We start from the raw sequence: 17,553 nt of genomic DNA, 5'->3' as shown, positions 1-17,553 counted from the left end.
TTTTTGCATCAACGCCGGGCGCATCGTACGCCCGGTGCCGTGGTCGAAACGAAGACCGCGTTACGCGCCGACTCCTTCGAGAATCTCGTCGCGCGATTCACGCTCGTCGAGATATTCGGTGCGATAACCGGTGTGCACGCCCCAGTAGTAGAAGACCAGCGAGAATGCGATCACCACCAGCATGTCCCAGCCGTACGGCAGGATCCCGAGGCCGCCGAACTGCTTGCTGCCGATCAGCGAAAGCAGCGCCATGATCGGCAGATAGGCGACCAGCCACCATGCGGCCTTCAGATCGCGTCCCCAGCCGCCGAAACCCGACTTCGCCTGGAAATAGAAATAGACCGGCAGCGCGACGATCATCAGCAGGATGATTTCGCCCGTCAGTGGCCATTTCGCCCAGTATAGAATCAGCGACGCGCACACGAACGCGAACGGCGCGATCACCGACATGCCCCGGATATGCAGCGGCCGCTCAAGATCCGGCGCGGCGCGGCGCAGCGACATCAGACTGATCGGCCCCGTCAGATAGGAAATCACCGTCGCGACCGAGATCACTGCCGCGAGCGAGCTCCAACCGCGGAAAAAGAACAGGAAGATGAACGAAACCAGCAGATTGAACCACATCGCCTGACGCGGCACGCCATAAAGCGGATGCACGTTGCCGAAGATCTTCGGCATCGTGTTGTTTCGCTCCATTGCGTAGATCATGCGCGTCGTGGTCGCCATGTAGGTCGTGCCGGTGCCGCTCGGGCTCACGAACGCGTCGACGTACAGCAGGAACGCGAGCCAGTTCAGGTTCAGCGCGAGGGCCAGTTCAGCGAACGGCGACGCGAAATTGAAGTGGCTCCAGCCCTTGACCACATCGGACGGATTCACCGCGCCAATGTAGGCGACCTGCAGCAGCACGTAGATCACAAGCGCCAGCAGGATTGAGCCGATCACCGCAAACGGCACGCTCTTCGACGGATTGCGTGCTTCGCCGGCGAGGTTGATCGGGCTCTGGAAACCGTTGAACGCGAACACGATGCCGCTCGTCGCGACAGCCGTCAGCACCGCCGACCAGCCGTATGGCGCGAACGAGCCCGCGTCGCCGAAGTTTTCCTTATGGAAGCCGCTCAGCATCAGGCCGAGAATCGTCGCGCCGGGAATGATGAACTTGAAGACCGTGATCGCCGAGTTGGCCTGCGCGAAGAGTTTCACGCCCCAGTAATTCAGCAGGAAATACACGACCACCAGCGCCGCCGAGAGCAATAAACCTGGTGCAGTGAGCGAGCCGTCAACGAAGAGCGCGTGCGCCCAGTCATAGGGCCAGGTGCTCATGTACTGGATCGACGCCTCCGCTTCGATCGGAATCACCGAGACAATCGCAATCCAGTTCGCCCACGCGCTGATAAAGCCGACAAGCGCGCCGTGCGAGTAGCGCGCATATCGCACCATCCCGCCCGATTCCGGGAACATCGCGCCCAGCTCCGCGTAGGTCAGCGCTATGGCCAGAATCACGACAGCGCCGATGACCCATGCACATATTGCCGCCGGGCCTGCAATTTTTGCCGCCTTCCACGCGCCGAACAGCCAGCCCGATCCGATGATGGATCCAAGGCCCGTCAGCAACAGCGCGACCGGCCCGATGTTCCTCTGAATAGAACTTTTCACGTCTTCTCCTGTATCGAAAGCATGCGAAGCCCTGTGTGGCGAGGCTAACGCCTGAAACCACGCTTCATCACGCACGCGCAGTACGGCTGACCAACTGAAAGGTGCAACCTCTACGCGGGCGCGTAGTTTACCGGTTGCACCCGCTCAATGCAGCATCGGCTGTTCTGTCCCCGACAAACATCAACGCAAACAGCAGAATCTGCGGGCAACAAGCGGACCAATCTGAAAAAACTGTAAAGTTTGGGGGAATTGGGTTGACCTTCCTATGAAATCGCCGTATAACGTTCGGGCAGGATTTCAAGCGGCGAGTGAAGGTCTTTCGTAGTTCGCCCATCAACGGTACTCCGGTTGGTCCCATTGCCCCTTCCTTGATTTTCATGCACACCCGGGCTTCGGCCTTATTCACCATCTTTAGGAACAAGTAATATGGAAACCGGTACCGTCAAGTGGTTCAATGACGCAAAGGGCTTTGGCTTCATCACGCCGGACGGCGGCGGCGAAGATCTGTTCGCGCATTTCTCGGAAATCCGCGCAGAAGGCTTCAAGTCGCTGCAAGAAAACCAAAAGGTTACGTTTGAAGTTAAGACGGGCCCGAAGGGCAAGCAAGCTGCTAACATCAAGCCGGTGTAAGCAACACGCTTCCTTCTGGACGCAAAAAACCCCGCCTCGGCGGGGTTTTTTTATGCCTGCGATTTAATGCGCAGGCGAGTCGGGTCATCGATTATCGGAATACGCGTCGTGCGTGAATCCCGAGACCCGTCGCCACGCTGGCGAGGCGGTCGCCGAATACAGCTTCCGCGGCGGGAAATGCCGCCGCCAGCGCGTTCGACAGAAACGCAAGGCCCGTGGAGCCACCCGTGAAATAGACAGCCGTCACGTCGCGCGTCGCAACGCCGGCGGCCTGTACCGTGTCGCGCGCCGCCTGAACGATGCGCTGCATGTCGTCGTTGCCGGCCTGCACGAGTTGCGCTTCGTCGAAGGCAAGACGCAGATCGTCTTCCACCTCTTCCAGATCGATCACCGTCTCGCCGCCCGCCGCCACGCCGATCTTCGCTTCTTCAGCGTGTGCCGCGAGCGCATGACCCAGACGGCGCTCGACGACCCGCATCAGCCGGTCGTGCTGCCGGGTTTCCGTATAAAGGTGCCGCATCAGACCGAGTTCGCTGACACGTTTTGGCGAGTACACCGTGTTGATCAGATGCCATGTCGCGAGATCGAAATAGACGCGGTTCGGCAACTCGCGCCCTTCCGGGTCGAGCGACTGATAGCCGAGTTCGCGCAGGATCGTCGCCAGTTCGACGCGCCGGTCGAAGTCCGTTCCGGCGACGTGCACGCCGTGATGCGCGAGGACGTCGTCCTTGCGCTCGATGCGCTGCATCCGTTCCGGCCCCACCCGCACCAGCGAGAAGTCCGACGTGCCGCCGCCGATGTCGGCAACCAGCACGAGGCCCTCCTGGGTTAGATGCGATTCGTAGTCGAAGGCGGCCGCGATCGGCTCATACTGGAAGTGAATCTCCCGCAGGCCGACCGAGCGCGCCGCCGCTTCCAGCTGCTGCTGCGCAAGCTGGTCGGCACGCGGGTCGTCGTCGACGAAAAAGACCGGCCGGCCGAGCACCGCGCGATCGATCGACGCGCCCGCGACCTTCTCGGCCTTGCGTTTCAGGTTATCGAGGAAGATCCCGATCACGTCGGTGTAGCGGATCGCAGAGCCGTCGCCGAGATCGGTGGTCGTATCGGCGAGCGCAGAGCCGAGAATACTCTTCATCGAGCGCATCAGCCGGCCGTCGAAGCCGTCAATGTACGCTTCGAGCGCCGCGCGGCCGAATTCGCGGGTGTTCTCGTCGGTGTTGAAGAAGACGGCGGTCGGCAGCGTGGTGTAGTCGCCTTCGACCGGCGCGAGGCGCAGCGTTGCGCCGTCAGGCAGCGCAACGGCCGAGTTCGAGGTGCCGAAGTCAATCGCGCAGTAGGTCATGGCAGGAATCGCTCACGGTTGGCGCGGACGGAAAGACGGAAATGGACGGGCTTTGTATCACGAAGCGCGGCCAGTATCAACCGGCCCGACGCGCCATCTCACGGTATGGAATTTGCTCACGCAGTGTGCCTGCTAATGTCTCCAGTCAAGCAGGATATGTCGTCAATTTTCCGGAGAACTTGAGGAATGACCGAGCCGTCCGCCGCCTCGACGCATGAACGGCCCGCCACGCCAGGTGGCCCGATGCCCGCCGGGGCATCTCGCGCCGCCCGGCCGGCCATCATCGAAACCGACCTGCCGTCCCGGCTCGACCGTCTGCCGTGGGGCCGCTTCCACACGTTGATCGTTTTCGCGCTCGGCGTCACCTGGCTGCTGGACGGGCTCGAAGTGACGCTGGCCGGCGCCGTCGCGAGCGCGCTGAAATCGAGCCCGACGCTGCATTTTTCCAACGCCGACGTCGGCCTTACCGGCAGCGCGTACATCGCGGGTGCGGTCCTCGGCGCGCTCGGTTTCGGCTGGCTCACCGATCGTCTCGGGCGCCGCAAGCTGTTTTTCATCACCCTCGCTCTCTATCTGGCGGCCACTGCGGCGACCTCGCTCTCATGGAATCTGGCGAGCTTCATTGTGTTCCGATTCCTGACCGGCGCGGGCATCGGCGGCGAATACACGGCGATCAATTCGACGATTCAGGAGTTCACGCCTGCGCGCGTACGCGGCTGGACCGATCTCGGCATCAACGGCACATTCTGGGTCGGCGCGGCGCTCGGCGCGGCCGGCTCGCTGGTGCTGCTCGACAACAGCCTGCTGCCCGCCGACTGGGGCTGGCGCGCGTGCTTTTTCATCGGCGCCGCGCTCGCGCTCGTAATCCTGCCGATGCGCGCGTGGATTCCGGAAAGCCCGCGCTGGCTGCTGACGCATGGCCAGCACGACGAGGCGCGGACAATCGTCGAAGGCATCGAAGCGCGTTTTCATGGTGATGGGCACACGCTCGCAAACGACAGCCTGCAGCCGCTGCGCCTGCGTTCGCGCGAACGGACGACGCTGCGCGAGGTATTTCACACGCTATTTATGCTGCATCGGCGACGCGCGCTGGTCGGGCTGTCGCTGATGACCGCGCAGGCGTTCTGCTACAACGCGATTTTCTTCACCTACGCGCTCGTGCTGACTGACTTCTACGGCGTGCCGGGCGACCACATCGGCTGGTATCTGCTGCCCTTCGCGCTCGGCAATTTTCTCGGGCCGCTGCTGCTCGGCCGGCTCTTCGATGTGGTTGGCCGTCGCAAGATGATTGCGTCGACGTATGCGATTTCCGGCATCCTGCTCGCGATCAGCGGCTATCTCTTCCAGCAGCAGGTGCTCACCGTGGAGATGCAGACGATCGCCTGGATGGTGATCTTTTTCTTTGCATCGGCGGCGGCGAGTTCGGCGTATCTGACCGTCAGCGAATCCTTTCCGCTCGAAATCCGGGCGCTCGCGATCGCCGTGTTTTACGCGTTCGGAACCGCGTTAGGCGGCGTCGCCGGGCCGGCGTTCTTTGGCCGTCTGATCGATACGCACGAGCGCGGTCAGGTGTTCACGGGATATCTGGTCGGCGCGGGGCTGATGGTGGCGGCGGCAGTCATCGCGGCCATCTGGGGCATCGACGCGGAGCGGAAGCCGCTCGAAAGCGTGGCGTCGCCGCTTTCGGCGGTCAGTGCGGACGATTGAGCCGAATGGCTGAGGCAAACCGTCGACGCAGGCGAACGACGTAGACCCGTGGCGCATCGAAACGCGCAAGACCGGCGCGGGAACGTAAGACGCAAAAAAACGCGCGGTCGATGCCGCGCGTTTTTCTATCCGCCGGTCCACAATCGCCAGCGAAGGCCACAGCCAGAATCAGAACGCCTTCTTCCACGCGCCGCCGAAGGCAATCTCGCCCAGCGGCTGGCGCTGACGCACCGACTTCTCGCGCTCGCGCAACACCGGATCCAGCTTGTCGACATCGCCGTAATGGCCGATCGAAATCATCGCGATCACTTCGACGTCTCTGGGAATCGCAAACGCGCTTCGGAACGCAGGGACGTCGAAGCCGCTCATCTGGTGCGCGGCGAGGCCGAGCGCGTGCGCCTGCAGGACCAGCGCCATCGCTGCCGCGCCCGCGTCGTACGGAGCGCAGCGGTTGACTTCACCCTTGTTCGTCAACGTCTGCGTCGTCACGGCGATCAGTACCGGCGCCGGCGCATTCCAGCCCTGGTTGAACGGCACCAGTGTCGCGAAGGCGCGCTTGAACGCGACTTCGTCGGTGGTGCGGTCGAACACGACGAAGCGCCACGGCTGCGCGTTATACGACGAAGGCGCCCAGCGCGCCGCCTCGAGTACCGAATGCAACTGATCGCGGCTCACCGGTTCGCTCGAATACGCGCGCGGGCTCCAGCGGCTAGCAAGAAGTTCGTGGATGGGAACGGTAGTTGGAGCGGGTTTTGTGATCATGCGCTTCTCTCGGTCGAAATCCGGTCGACGGGCGGACGCCCGGGCCACATAGCATAACCGGCCTTTACGCCTGACGCCGGGTCCCGGCGCACATAAGCGCGATAACGTCACCGCAAAAAACGGAGCGGTATGAAGACCGCTCCGTTCTTTTCCTGGGTGTTACCGATCGGGGGCCGGCGGCCGGTTCAGCGCGCACGACCCGTTGTGATCGGCTGCCGTTACGCCGACGTCACGCCACCTGCGCGGCGACCGTCCGCTCACCGCGATTGATCCGCAGCACGATCACGGCGGCGACGAGGCACAGGCAGCCGGAGATCATCGATGCCACCGTATAGGTGCCGAGGCTTGCGCGCAGCATACCGGCGCCGAGGGCTGCGAACGCCGCGCCGAGCTGGTGACCCGCGACCACCCAGCCGAACACCACCGGTGCCGATTCCTTGCCGTAGACATCGGTGGCAAGACGCACGGTCGGCGGAACCGTGGCGATCCAGTCGAGCCCGTAGAACACCGCGAACAGCGGCAAGCCGAAGAAGTCGATGCCGAACGCATGCGGCAGATACATCAGCGACAGCCCGCGCAGCCCGTAATACCAGAACAGCAACACGCGGCTGTTGAAGCGATCCGACAGCCATCCGGACAAGGTCGTGCCGAACAGATCGAAGATGCCCATCGCGGCGAGCAGCGATGCGCCCTGCACTTCGGTCATACCGTAGTCGCCACACATCGCGATCAGGTGGGTGCCGACGTAACCGTTCGTGCTTGCGCCGCAGATAAAGAAGCTGAAGAACAGCAGCCAGAAATCGCGCGTTTTGCTCGCCATGGCCAACGTGCCGAAAGCGATCGCCAGCGGATTCTGCTTCGTGACATTCGACGAAACGGGCGCGTCGGCAGGTTCACCGTACGGACGCAACGCCATGTCGGCGGGACGTTCCGGCAGCAGGAACGCGACCAGCGGCAACACGATCGCCGCAGCGCCCGCGACCACCCACACCACGGGACGCCAGCCATGATGCTGCGCGATCGCGGCCAGCAGCGGCAGGAACACGAGCTGGCCGGTCGCCGAACTGGCGGTCAGGATGCCCATTACGAGGCCGCGGTGCGTGGTGAACCAGCGCGTCACCACGGTGGCCGACAGCGAAAGCGCCGCCACGCCCGTCGACCCGCCGACCATCACGCCCCAGATCAGGATCATCTGCCACGGCTGCGTCATCAGCGACGACAGCGCGACACCCGAAGCCAGTGTCGCCAGCGCGACGAGCAGTGTCGGACGGACGCCAAATCGCTGCATGGCCGCAGCCGCAAACGGCCCCATCAAGCCGTACAGCGCGATGTTCACAGAGATCGCGAGCGAAATCGTCGCGCGGCTCCATCCGAATTGATGCTCGAGCGGCAGCATCATGACGCTGGGCGTCGCCCGCGTGCCAGCCGCGGCGAGCAACACCAGAAACACCACCGCCACGGTCAGCCATCCATAGTGGAAGCGCCCGCCAATCAGTCTTGCAGCCCAGTTCATCGGTTTCTCCAGCCGGCGCATGGCGCCGCTTTTCGTTGCTATCGCGAATTGTTACCACTTCAGCAAGAGACTTGTGACAGATCTGTCACAATGCGTGTTGCGATATTAGTTACTGGTCGGTAACATGTCAAGCGTCAGCATCCGAAGGTGGTACGACCATGGCACAGAGCGAAACGGAAAAACGGACGGCGACGCGTCGCACACGCACGCAGACGGCCGGTCCCGACGCGCAGGCGCAACTGATCCGGGCTGCGGACGAACTGTTCTATCGCGATGGCGTGCGGGCGGTCGGCGTCGACACGGTCGTCGAGCGGGCGGGTGTCAACAAGATGAGCCTGTACCGGCAGTTCTCGTCAAAAGACGATCTTGTCATCGCTTATCTGGAACGTAAGGATGCGCAGTTTTTCGGCTACGTCGAAAAGAGCTTCGCGATGCATCCTGGCGAGCCGGTAAAGCAGCTTCAGCAGTATTTCGACGATCTGGCCGTGCGCGCTTCGGTGGATGACTATCGGGGCTGTCCGTTTGTGAACGTGGCCGTCGAGTTTCCCGATGTGATGCATCCGGCGCGCCAGTTTGTCGTCGGCAACAAGGCGCGGTTGATGGCGCGGATCCTGTCGCTCGCCACCGAAGCGGGCGCGGACGATCCCGAGGCACTCGCCAATGCGCTCGGCCTGCTGATCGAAGGTGTCTATGCGGCGAGCCAGACATACGGTCCCGGCTGCGGACCGATTCTCGCTGCGCCGCGCGTCGCGGCGCAGTTGATCGCGGGGGCGTGCGCAGGCGCGCCGCAGGGCGCGACCTGACATCAGAAGGCACGCGCCGGTCGTCGCTCGCGCGTCCCGCAGAACGCTTCGTACGTCGCTAGCAGCAATCCGGCCGACGCGTCGCCGCAACCCAGGCTACTTCGATATCTCCAGCTGCGGCGGAATCCCGCGGGCACCTTCTGTCACCAGCGCGAACTTTCCTTCACCGGTTTTCTGGACGGCCGCGCACCATTTTTCCTGCTGCAGCTTCGGCCATTCGATCTCAACGCAGTACCTGCCGTCGTCGGTGATCATCCACTTGCCGGGCGCATTGCCGGAAAACGGCCGTTGTCCGGGCGGCGTTTCCCAGTTGGCGGTGAATTCGCCTGACGCATCGTTGGTCCAGCGATGCGCAAAACCTCGCGGACTGGTGCTGTTCACCTTCGAGCCGGGAATGACCTGCTGCAGTTCTTCTTTCGACAGCTTTTGCGGATCCTCAGCACGCGCACATGTCCAGACGCACGAGAGCGCAACGATGACCGGAACAGCGTGACGGGTTTTCATGAGCGGTCTCCACGGGAGAATGATCGGAACGGACTGGCCGATCCGCAACATCGCCTGCAAGAGACATTCCGGGGCATAAGCGTCGGGGCTTGCAGCGCGATCGATTCGCCGTCGGGCGCGAAACTACGTGCGATCCGCGACAAAACGATTCAGCGTTGCAACGCCGTGCATGAGCGCCGCCGGCAAGGCCGCTAAAATACGGCTTTCCACGTTGTTCTCCCGCCATGCCGCTGTCCGCCGAAACCCGCGAAACGATCCTTTCCGCCACCCGTCACTGGCTGACGCGCGCGGTCATCGGACTGAACCTGTGCCCGTTCGCAAAGAGCGTGCATGTGAAAGACCAGATCCGCTACGCGATCAGCGAGGCCACGGATAGGGAAGGCGTGCTGATCGATCTCGAAACCGAACTGCAGACGCTGGTCGACGCTGATCCCGCCGCGATCGACACCACGCTGCTGATCATCCCGAACGCGCTCACGGATTTCCTCGAGTACAACGACTGCCTGTTTTTCGCGGACCGGATGCTGAAGCAGATGCGCGTTGAAGGTGAACTGCAGATCGCGAGCTTTCATCCGCAGTATCAATTCGACGGCACTGAGCCTGACGATATCGAGAACTACACGAACCGCGCGCCGTATCCGATCCTGCATCTGTTGCGCGAGGCAAGCATCGAGCGCGCCGTCGATGCATTCCCCGACGCCGCCGATATCTACGAACGCAATCAGGAAACGATGCAGCGGCTCGGCCTCGAAGGCTGGCAAAAGTGGATGAGTGAGCCGGCTAAAGAATGACGCGAAGCTGCACCGTCGGAAGATGAGCACTCAACGCGAAAACCAGACGCGAGCGCTAGACTACTTCCGGCGCGAAAAACCGTTCGTGTAGTTCGCTGAGACCAAGCGTCTCCATCACTTCATTAAGCCGTTCCGCCGGCCGGCGGCGCGGCAGATCCTTGTACTGGGCGATGATGAGTTCGTTCTTCATCGAATGCTCCCAGCCGACAAGTTCCGTCACGCTCACCTGATAGCCATGCGCTTCGAGTTGCAGGCAGCGCAGCACGTTCGTGATCTGGCTCCCAAACTCGCGCGTATGCAGCGGATGGCGCCAGATTTCCGTCAGCGCATGCCCGAGCGACCGGCTCTTGTTGCTGCGCAGCACGCCCGCCACTTCCGCCTGGCAGCACGGCACGACGACGATGTACTTCGCCTTTTTCTCGAGCGCGAAGCGGATCGCGTCGTCGGTGGCGGTGTTGCACGCGTGAAGCGCGGTGACGATATCGATCGTGGCCGGCAGACGCTCCGACGTGATCGATTCGGCCACCGACAGATTCACGAACGACATCCCTTCGAAACCCAGCCGCGAAGCCAGTTCTTCTGACTTCGTGACGAGATCCTCGCGCGTCTCGATGCCGTAGATGTGCGACGTGTCGTGCTGCTCCTTGAAAAACAGGTCGTACAGGATAAAACCTAGATAGGACTTGCCCGCGCCGTGATCGACGAGCGTGAGGCTGCCCTGCGCGTCCTTCAGGTCTTTCAGCAGCGGCTCGATGAACTGGAACAGATGGTAGACCTGCTTCAGCTTGCGGCGGCTGTCCTGATTCATTGTGCCGTCGCGCGTGAGGATATGGAGTTCCTTCAGCAGCTCGATCGACTGGTTCGGACGGATATCGTGGGTTTTAGCCGCTTTCGGCGGCTTCGCGGATTTGGGGGATCGGGTCGACATCGAATTTGTGCAGCGCCAACTGCACCGTGAACGTGCGACAGATGACGGAAGGATTGAAAAGATACTGCCAGTTTACCGAAAAGCGCGGACTCGAACCGGGTGCGTCCGCGCGAAGAGCGAGAAAACAGCCGGCGACACACTGTGCACCTGGAACATTTCATGCCGAAAGCGACAGATCGCGCGCGGTTGCGCGATGCGCGAACGGACGGCAAAACCGCGCTCGCACTTGTGGCACGCGGCAGAAACCATCAACACAAGCAGCTGTTCTGAGCGAACCAGCTAGCGTGTGGGAGGTCGGCCCCGGAACATGGGGCCGAACGTTACGTAACCTGCAGCGCGCCGTGTGACCGGACAAGAAGCACGCTCGGACGAAAATGAGGCTGCAATGGACGCGATACCGAACGGAAACGCGGAGCAGAAGTTCCAGGAAATGCTGACGAAGCTTCTCACCACGCCCGCGTGGACTGAAAAGCAGCAGATCGAACTCGAAATGGCGCGCGACATCTCGGTGGAGATGCTGCGGATCGCCGAACTGATGCGTGATGGCGCCGTCGACATGGAAACCTGTCTCACGCTACTCAAATACGCAAAGGTGCTCGACTTCGTGATGACGACGCTCGCCTCACGGCGCGACATCAAACCGCAGACGCTGCGGGTGATCTTCAAGCTCGCCGGTCTGAAGGTCGATGAGGAGTATCCCGGCTGAGCCGTTCCCGGCAGACGCTGGAGGCGGCGCGTAGGGCGAGCCGCCGCGCCCGGTTTTTCACGCGCCATCAACTGGCGTGGCTACGCCAGTCGCGGCCCTTCGACGGGCGGCGTGCCGTCATGGAACATCGTCTTCAGTTCCGCGCGCAACTCGGGCGAATCGGTGTGCTTGTGAACGGCGACCGCATGCTGCACGGCGGCCTCGAGCAGTTCGCTTTCCGAATCGGCGGATAGCGCGATCGAGCAGTTCGTTTCGCTCGGACATTCGCGACAGTCGATGTACTTGCGGGTCATGATCGTCTCCTCAAAGGAACAGCGGCGGGACGCGTGGATGTGTCTGCGGGTCGACCTGACTGGACAGCCCGGCACGCGGGAAGCGGGAAGCGGGAAGATGAACGCGGCGCGCGCGGCTCCGCATCGAATGGGAAACGATGCTGAAAGTATAGGTTTCGCGCGACGCGAATTCAAAACGTGACCGGCGCGTTTGCTCCCGTCTGCTGTGGATGTGAAAATGGCGGACCTCGCGCCCTTTTCACCCTTCCCTCTTCTTCTGTCTACGCTGCATGCCCCTTTCCCAGGATTCCGTTTCTGTCGCCGTCATCGGCGGCGGCCCCGCCGGACTCATGGCCGCCGAAGCGCTGGCGCGGCGCGGCGTGCGTGTCGATGTGTACGACGCGATGCCTTCGGTCGGACGCAAGTTTCTGATGGCCGGCAAGGGCGGCATGAACATCACGCACTCGGAGCCGCTCGCACCGTTCCTCGGACGGTACGGTGCGCGTCGCGAGCAGATTGCGCCGCTGCTCGACGCATTCGGGCCCGACGCATTGCGCGCGTGGCTGACGGAACTGGGCATCGAGACGTTCGTCGGCAGTTCGGGCCGCGTCTTCCCGACCGACATGAAGGCCGCGCCGATGCTGCGCGCCTGGCTGCATCGATTGAAGGAAGCGGGCGTGCGGTTTCACATGCGGCACAAGTGGGTCGGCTGGGAGAGTGCGGTCGGCGGGCAGCACACGCTACGCTTCACGACGCCATCCGATAGCGGTGAACTTCACGTGAAGGCCGACGCCGTTGTGTTCGCGCTCGGCGGCGGCAGCTGGCCACGGCTCGGATCAGACGCATCGTGGGTGCCGCTGATGCAGGCGCGCGACGTGCCCGTCGCACCGCTTCTTCCGGCCAACTGCGGTTTCGACGCCGGTTGGAGCAGCTATTTCCGCGAACACTTCGCCGGACAGCCGGTAAAACCCGTCGCCATTTCGGTCATCGATGTAGACAAAAAAGTCCATTATCGAAAAGGTGAGTTCATTTCGACAGAAACGGGCGTCGAGGGAAGTCTGGTGTACGCCCTTTCGTCGGTGATCCGGGACCGGCTGCTGGCCGATGGCGAAGTCGTGATCCACCTCGACCTTGCGCCGGCGCATTCCGCTCTGCGTGTCGTCGACGAGGTCACACGGCCGCGCGGATCACGCTCGATGTCGACGCATCTCCACGGCCGGCTCGGTATCACGGGCGTGAAAGCCGGTTTGCTGCGCGAGTGCCTGTCGAAGGAAGAATTCGCCGACACGCAGCATCTCGCCCATGCGATCAAGGCGTTGCCGCTGCGCCTCACGCGCACGCGGCCAATCGAGGAAGCGATCAGCAGCGCGGGCGGCATCCCGTTCGAAACGCTCGACGCGCGTCTGATGCTGCAGCGGATTCCCGGTGCTTTCTGTGCGGGCGAAATGCTCGATTGGGAGGCGCCGACGGGCGGTTATCTGCTGACGGCGTGCTTCGCGAGCGGGCTGGTCGCAGGGCAAGGCGCCGCCGATTACGTCGGCTCCCTGGCAACACAACCGCCATCGGCGGCGCATCGCTGAACCTCAGCGCGCCTGCAACCGCCACAACGAAGTCACTTCAGCCACGCGCGCGGCGTGCAGCGGATCGCTCGTATCGGTCGATTTCGGATGACGCGGCTTGATGTCCTCGCGACCCACCAGCTTGAGCCCCGCCCGGTCGATCGCGGCAAGCAGACTTTCGCGCGTACGCAAGCCGAGATGCTCCGCGAAGTCCGACAGGATCAGCCAGCCTTCGCCGCCCGGCGACAGGTGATCCGCGAGGCCGTTCAGGAAACCGAGCAGCATCCGGCTGTCGGGATCGAACACCGCGTGTTCGACCGGCGACGCGGGCCGCGCCGGCACCCACGGCGGATTGCAGATCACGAGCGGTGCGCGGCCTTCAGGAAACAGATCGGCCTGCACGACCTTGACCTGGCGGTTGTAGCCCAGTCGCGTCAAATTTTCGGTTGCGCAGGCGAGCGCGCGCGGATCCTGATCGGTCGCGACAATCTTCTTCACGCCGCGCTTTGCCAGCACCGCCGCCAGTACGCCCGTGCCCGTACCGATATCGAACGCCTTTTCCAGCGAGGGCAACGGCGTACGCGCGACCAGATCCACGTATTCGCCACGCACCGGCGAGAACACGCCGTAGTGTGGATGGATGCGATCCGCGAGCACCGGAATCTCGACGCCCTTTTTGCGCCATTCGTGCGCACCGATCAGCCCGAGCAGTTCACGCAGCGATACGACCGACCGTTCGTCCGTCGCCGGGCCGTACGTCTCGATGCAAGCCTCCCGCACATCCGGCGCGCGACGCAGCGGAATCGTGTAGTCGCCTTCCAGCGGAATCAGCACCATGCCGAGAACGCGCGCGCGTTGCGACTGCGCCTGCCGGTGGAAATTGAACGCGTCTTTCAGCGAGGCCGCTTCCTTGCGCGGATTGCGTTCGACGCGCCGCGTCATCGCCTGCAGCAACTGGCGCGCGTTCTGGAAGTCGCCGCGATACAAGAGCGCCGTGCCTTCGCAGGCGAGACGGTAGGCGGCGTCTGCGGTGAGGCGATCGTCGGCGATGGTCACGCGCTTTGGCGGCGGAACGGCCGCTTCGGAACGCCAGAGGACGGCGCGCGGGCCATCGTCTTCGGGAAGGGTGATCGTGGCGGAGGTGGTCATGGGTACGCGGGGAAGATTCCGGACGGCCGAAAAACGGTCTGTGCCGGCAGCGGCGCGGCCGCTTCCAGCTTTGGCGCGATAGTACCGCTCACCTTCGCGCGCGTCTTGCTGTATTTCCTGCGACGGTGGATATCGCGCTGAGCGTATCGCCTGATCGCCGGGCGGGTATCAGGAGCCGCTCGCCCGGGTCGCGGGCAGCAGCATCGCTGCATGCGTCGAGTGGGTCTGCGTGGCGATGTCCTGTGCCGTCATCCCGCGATTGTCGCGCAGTGCCGGATTGGCGCCACGCGCGAGCAGCAGCTTGATCGTGTCCGCGCGATCGTAGCCGGCGGCCCACATCAGCGCGGTCAGGTCGTTCTTGTACAGCCGGTTCACCTCGACGCCCGCATCCAGCAGCAACTGCACCACGGCCGTCGCACCTTGACCCGCCGCGTATTCCATCGCCGTCTTTCCGACGCGGTCGGTGACCTCGATGTCCGCCTTGTGCTCGAGCAGCATCCTGACGATGGCGTCCGATCCCCCGTAAGCGGCGGCCATCAGCGGCGTGATGCCCGCCACGTCGGCCTGGCTGACATTCGCACCGTGGCTGATCAACGTGCGCGCCATCCCGGTCGAGCCTTTCTTGCACGCCGTGATCAGCGCCGTGTCGCCGATGCGATTACGCGAATCCGTCGCCGCGCCTGCGGCCAGCGCAGCATTGACGCCCGCTACGTCGCCGCTTCTCGCTGCGTTCAGCAGTTGCTGGTTGAGACTGATGTCGTCGGCAGCGACGCTCAAGGACGGCGCGCCACTCAATGCGATGGCCAGCATCGCGACGGCCGCCCGGATGCCCGTCGTTCTCTTCATGATCACGTCTCCCCTTGAAGGACGTAGCGTCGATTGCGCGACGACGGTTGTCCATATCGGCGCCGAAGTTACTGCAGGTTCGCGATATACGCGGCCAGATTCATGATGTCCTCGTCGCTGAGGCCTTTCGTGAGGCTCGTCATGTTGCCGGCGTCGTTGGTGCGCCTGCGTTCGCGGAAGTCCTGCAACTGCTTCACGATGTACGGGTAGTGCTGCCCGGCGACACGCGGAATCTCATTCTGACCGCTAAAGCCGCCCAGATGGCACATCGTGCACAACACCTCCGCCGACTTGCGACGCCCCGCATCGACGCGCACCGGATCAGCCTTGTACGGTATCGCTACAACCTGCTGCGCGGCGAAATAGTCGGCGAGATCGAGCATGTCCTCCCGCGACAGGTTTGCCGCCATCGGCGACATGCGCGGATCGGTGCGGCGCCCTTCCTTGAAGTCGCGCAGTTCGAGATAGGTATAGCGCGCGCTCTGGCCAGCGAGAACCGGATAGTCAGACGTCGTTGAATTTCCCATCGGGCCATGACAGGCCGCGCAGACCTGCGCCCTGGCCTTGCCGGCTTCGGCATCGGCACGCGCGACTTCAGCTGGCAGCAGGCTTGCGACGCTCACGCAAAACATCAGCGTCGCCGCCCACGCCCGCCATGTCAGGCGGCGTGGGCGGGCGTCATCGATAGCGGTCACCATGCGCCAGTCACGGCAACGCGAACACGATGACGGAGTTGCCCCGCTTGAAGTCGATCTGCGTGTTCCCGCCCGCGGCGACGGCAACGTACTGCTTGCCGTGCACGGTGTAGGAGACCGCTGGCGCGTTCACGCCGGCGCCGCACTGGAATTCCCAGAGCTTCTTGCCGGTCGCGGCATCGAATGCGCGGAAGAGCCCGTTGCCTTCACCGTTGAACACGAGATTGCCGGCCGTCGCGAGCACGCCGCCGATCAACGGCTGATCGGTCTTGAAGTCCCACGCGATCTTGCCGGTGTCGATGTTGACCGCCGACAGCTTGCCCCACTGAGCCTCAGACGGAATCGTCTTGAATGCGCCGCCGAGCCACAGCTTGCTGCCGCCCGGATAGGCGACGTCTTCGACCTGATAGGTCATCGGTTGATGCAGATTCGCGGCATACGCGAGATGTGTCTTCGGGCTGTAGGCCATTGGCGACCATTCGACGCCGCCATTCGCGCCCGGCAACATCCGCGCGCCGGTCGACGTCGGCAACGTCCACATGTCTTCCTGCGGGATCATCGCCTTCGAGAAGCGGATCAGCTTGCCGGTGCGGCGATCGTTCACGTAGACGTGGCCGGTTTTGCCACCGTGAATAATGCCCGGCACCATGTGACCGTCCTTGTCACGGACGTCGACGAGAATCGCCGGGCTTGCAGCGTCGAGGTCCCAGATGTCATGCGCGATGTACTGGAAGTGCCACTTGTATTCGCCGGTATCGAGATTCACCGCGACGAGCGAATCGGTATAGAGGTTGTCTCCCGGACGGATCCCGCCATACAGATCAGGCGACGGATTGCCGACCACGAAATACACCGTGCGCGACTGCCGGTCGACCGCCGGCGTCATCCACACGCCGCCGCCGAGCGTCTTGTAGAAGTCGCCGCCCTTGTCGGCAAGCTGCTTCTGTTCCGCGGCGATGTCGCGTTTCATGTTGCGGCCGGTTGCGTCGTCGGTGGCCCAGACGCCTTCCTGACCTTTGTCGGGAATCGTGTAGAAGGTCCACAGCAGATTGCCGGTGGCGGCATCGAAGGCTTTCACGAAGCCGCGAATACCGTACTCACCGCCATTGGTACCGATCAGCACCTTGTTTTCGACGACCGTTGGCGCCATCGTCTCCGAGTAGCCCTGGTCCGGATTGGCGATCTGCGTTTCCCATAGCAGCTTGCCGGTCTTCGCATCGAGCGCGACGAGTTTCGAATCGAGCGTGCCCATGAAGAGGCGATCACCCGAGATCGCCACGCCGCGATTGTTCGGTCCGCAGCAGAATGTCGTGATCGGCCCCATCTTGTGCTTGTAATGCCAGTATTCCTTGCCGGTCACCGCATCGACCGCGTACACGTGATTGAACGACGTCGTCAGGAACATGATGCCGTTCGACACGATCGGCGCGGTTTCCATCGATTCGTTCACGGCCGTCTGGACAATGAAAACTGGCTTCAGCTTTGCGACGTTGGTGGTATTGATCTGGGTGCCGGGGTAATAACGCGTCTGCGCGTACGAACCGTTCGGATGAATCCAGTCTCCAGCGCGCGTGTTCGCTGAATCCAGCTGCTGCTGGGAGACCGGCTGAAGGACGGGCGGCATCGGCGTAGTGGTGGTCGTCGCGCTGTTCTCTACTTCGTCGGCGGAGAATGCTGCGGTTGCGCTAATCAT

17 protein-coding genes are annotated in these 17,553 nt (G+C 63.0%); 6 read left to right on the top strand and 11 right to left on the bottom strand.

Going from position 1 to position 17,553, the window contains the following annotated elements:
- Positions 1-60: 60 nt before the first annotated feature.
- Positions 61-1,653 (bottom strand): APC family permease, encoded by a 1,593-nt coding sequence (locus P3T21_RS28920; protein WP_429259372.1) that lies wholly within the window; start codon positions 1,651-1,653, stop codon positions 61-63.
- A 426-nt stretch (positions 1,654-2,079) separates the two neighbouring features.
- On the opposite strand from P3T21_RS28920, the gene P3T21_RS28915 reads away from it, so the two are divergent.
- Positions 2,080-2,283, top strand: a complete 204-nt coding sequence (locus P3T21_RS28915) for a cold-shock protein (RefSeq protein ID WP_090537350.1) — start codon at positions 2,080-2,082, stop codon at positions 2,281-2,283.
- A gap of 91 nt (positions 2,284-2,374) precedes the next feature.
- Here P3T21_RS28915 and P3T21_RS28910 read toward each other — a convergent pair whose 3' ends face one another.
- Positions 2,375-3,625, bottom strand: coding sequence for an Hsp70 family protein (locus P3T21_RS28910; protein ID WP_429259371.1), 1,251 nt, complete (start codon positions 3,623-3,625; stop codon positions 2,375-2,377).
- 243 nt (positions 3,626-3,868) lie between these two features.
- On the opposite strand from P3T21_RS28910, the gene P3T21_RS28905 reads away from it, so the two are divergent.
- Positions 3,869-5,332: an MFS transporter gene (locus tag P3T21_RS28905; RefSeq protein WP_429259424.1), complete on the top strand. Its 1,464-nt coding sequence runs from the start codon at positions 3,869-3,871 to the stop codon at positions 5,330-5,332.
- 168 nt (positions 5,333-5,500) lie between these two features.
- Here P3T21_RS28905 and P3T21_RS28900 read toward each other — a convergent pair whose 3' ends face one another.
- Positions 5,501-6,094 carry a nitroreductase family protein gene (locus tag P3T21_RS28900; protein ID WP_429259370.1) on the bottom strand — a complete coding sequence of 198 codons (594 nt, stop codon included), beginning with the start codon at positions 6,092-6,094 and terminating at the stop codon, positions 5,501-5,503.
- A 229-nt stretch (positions 6,095-6,323) separates the two neighbouring features.
- The gene (locus P3T21_RS28895) at positions 6,324-7,607 is read right to left on the bottom strand and encodes an MFS transporter (protein WP_429259369.1); all 1,284 of its coding nucleotides are present in this window, start codon (positions 7,605-7,607) and stop codon (positions 6,324-6,326) included.
- Between the two features lie 158 nt (positions 7,608-7,765).
- On the opposite strand from P3T21_RS28895, the gene P3T21_RS28890 reads away from it, so the two are divergent.
- Positions 7,766-8,410, top strand: coding sequence for a TetR/AcrR family transcriptional regulator (locus tag P3T21_RS28890; RefSeq protein ID WP_429259368.1), 645 nt, complete (start codon positions 7,766-7,768; stop codon positions 8,408-8,410).
- Positions 8,411-8,506: 96 nt separating this feature from the next.
- Here P3T21_RS28890 and P3T21_RS28885 read toward each other — a convergent pair whose 3' ends face one another.
- Positions 8,507-8,914, bottom strand: a complete 408-nt coding sequence (locus tag P3T21_RS28885) for a hypothetical protein (protein WP_429259367.1) — start codon at positions 8,912-8,914, stop codon at positions 8,507-8,509.
- A gap of 224 nt (positions 8,915-9,138) precedes the next feature.
- On the opposite strand from P3T21_RS28885, the gene P3T21_RS28880 reads away from it, so the two are divergent.
- On the top strand, positions 9,139-9,705 hold the full coding sequence (locus P3T21_RS28880) for a DUF1415 domain-containing protein (RefSeq protein ID WP_429259366.1): 567 nt from the start codon (positions 9,139-9,141) through the stop codon (positions 9,703-9,705).
- A gap of 55 nt (positions 9,706-9,760) precedes the next feature.
- Here the strand turns inward: P3T21_RS28880 and P3T21_RS28875 are convergent, their stop codons facing one another.
- Complete coding sequence (locus tag P3T21_RS28875; protein ID WP_429259365.1) at positions 9,761-10,633, bottom strand: class I SAM-dependent methyltransferase; 873 nt, start codon at positions 10,631-10,633, stop codon at positions 9,761-9,763.
- Between the two features lie 385 nt (positions 10,634-11,018).
- Here P3T21_RS28875 and P3T21_RS28870 point away from each other — a divergent pair, with 385 nt between their 5' ends.
- Positions 11,019-11,339, top strand: coding sequence for a DNA-binding protein (locus P3T21_RS28870; RefSeq protein ID WP_429259364.1), 321 nt, complete (start codon positions 11,019-11,021; stop codon positions 11,337-11,339).
- A gap of 80 nt (positions 11,340-11,419) precedes the next feature.
- Here the strand turns inward: P3T21_RS28870 and P3T21_RS28865 are convergent, their stop codons facing one another.
- Positions 11,420-11,632 (bottom strand): DUF1059 domain-containing protein, encoded by a 213-nt coding sequence (locus P3T21_RS28865; RefSeq protein ID WP_429259363.1) that lies wholly within the window; start codon positions 11,630-11,632, stop codon positions 11,420-11,422.
- A 269-nt stretch (positions 11,633-11,901) separates the two neighbouring features.
- Here P3T21_RS28865 and P3T21_RS28860 point away from each other — a divergent pair, with 269 nt between their 5' ends.
- The gene (locus P3T21_RS28860; protein WP_429259362.1) at positions 11,902-13,191 is read left to right on the top strand and encodes an NAD(P)/FAD-dependent oxidoreductase; all 1,290 of its coding nucleotides are present in this window, start codon (positions 11,902-11,904) and stop codon (positions 13,189-13,191) included.
- 3 nt (positions 13,192-13,194) lie between these two features.
- Here the strand turns inward: P3T21_RS28860 and P3T21_RS28855 are convergent, their stop codons facing one another.
- From P3T21_RS28855 to P3T21_RS28840, 4 genes are all read right to left on the bottom strand, one after another.
- Entirely contained in the window at positions 13,195-14,319 is a 1,125-nt protein-coding gene (locus P3T21_RS28855; protein WP_429259361.1) for a methyltransferase, read from the bottom strand.
- 168 nt (positions 14,320-14,487) lie between these two features.
- Complete coding sequence (locus P3T21_RS28850) at positions 14,488-15,165, bottom strand: ankyrin repeat domain-containing protein (RefSeq protein WP_429259360.1); 678 nt, start codon at positions 15,163-15,165, stop codon at positions 14,488-14,490.
- Between the two features lie 68 nt (positions 15,166-15,233).
- Positions 15,234-15,797: a c-type cytochrome gene (locus tag P3T21_RS28845; RefSeq protein WP_429259423.1), complete on the bottom strand. Its 564-nt coding sequence runs from the start codon at positions 15,795-15,797 to the stop codon at positions 15,234-15,236.
- Between the two features lie 73 nt (positions 15,798-15,870).
- A complete protein-coding gene (locus P3T21_RS28840; protein ID WP_429259422.1) occupies positions 15,871-17,553 on the bottom strand; it encodes a pyrroloquinoline quinone-dependent dehydrogenase in 1,683 nt (560 codons plus the stop codon).

Origin of the sequence: Paraburkholderia sp. GAS334 (assembly GCF_050436625.1) — a bacterium.
Lineage (GTDB): Bacteria > Pseudomonadota > Gammaproteobacteria > Burkholderiales > Burkholderiaceae > Paraburkholderia.
This window is presented reverse-complemented; position numbering and strand designations above follow the sequence as displayed.

Bases quoted from the DNA above. Each gene is read 5' to 3' on its own strand.
- P3T21_RS28845 (WP_429259423.1), bottom strand. From the start codon at position 15,797: ATGTTTTGCGTGAGCGTCGCAAGCCTGCTGCCAGCTGAAGTCGCGCGT.
- P3T21_RS28860 (WP_429259362.1), top strand. From the start codon at position 11,902: ATGCCCCTTTCCCAGGATTCCGTTTCTGTCGCCGTCATCGGCGGCGGC.
- P3T21_RS28905 (WP_429259424.1), top strand. From the start codon at position 3,869: ATGCCCGCCGGGGCATCTCGCGCCGCCCGGCCGGCCATCATCGAAACC.
- P3T21_RS28865 (WP_429259363.1), bottom strand. From the start codon at position 11,632: ATGACCCGCAAGTACATCGACTGTCGCGAATGTCCGAGCGAAACGAAC.
- P3T21_RS28875 (WP_429259365.1), bottom strand. From the start codon at position 10,633: ATGTCGACCCGATCCCCCAAATCCGCGAAGCCGCCGAAAGCGGCTAAA.
- P3T21_RS28890 (WP_429259368.1), top strand. From the start codon at position 7,766: ATGGCACAGAGCGAAACGGAAAAACGGACGGCGACGCGTCGCACACGC.
- P3T21_RS28840 (WP_429259422.1), bottom strand. From the start codon at position 17,553: ATGATTAGCGCAACCGCAGCATTCTCCGCCGACGAAGTAGAGAACAGC.
- P3T21_RS28910 (WP_429259371.1), bottom strand. From the start codon at position 3,625: ATGACCTACTGCGCGATTGACTTCGGCACCTCGAACTCGGCCGTTGCG.
- P3T21_RS28880 (WP_429259366.1), top strand. From the start codon at position 9,139: ATGCCGCTGTCCGCCGAAACCCGCGAAACGATCCTTTCCGCCACCCGT.
- P3T21_RS28855 (WP_429259361.1), bottom strand. From the start codon at position 14,319: ATGACCACCTCCGCCACGATCACCCTTCCCGAAGACGATGGCCCGCGC.
- P3T21_RS28850 (WP_429259360.1), bottom strand. From the start codon at position 15,165: ATGAAGAGAACGACGGGCATCCGGGCGGCCGTCGCGATGCTGGCCATC.
- P3T21_RS28885 (WP_429259367.1), bottom strand. From the start codon at position 8,914: ATGAAAACCCGTCACGCTGTTCCGGTCATCGTTGCGCTCTCGTGCGTC.
- P3T21_RS28915 (WP_090537350.1), top strand. From the start codon at position 2,080: ATGGAAACCGGTACCGTCAAGTGGTTCAATGACGCAAAGGGCTTTGGC.
- P3T21_RS28900 (WP_429259370.1), bottom strand. From the start codon at position 6,094: ATGATCACAAAACCCGCTCCAACTACCGTTCCCATCCACGAACTTCTT.
- P3T21_RS28895 (WP_429259369.1), bottom strand. From the start codon at position 7,607: ATGAACTGGGCTGCAAGACTGATTGGCGGGCGCTTCCACTATGGATGG.
- P3T21_RS28870 (WP_429259364.1), top strand. From the start codon at position 11,019: ATGGACGCGATACCGAACGGAAACGCGGAGCAGAAGTTCCAGGAAATG.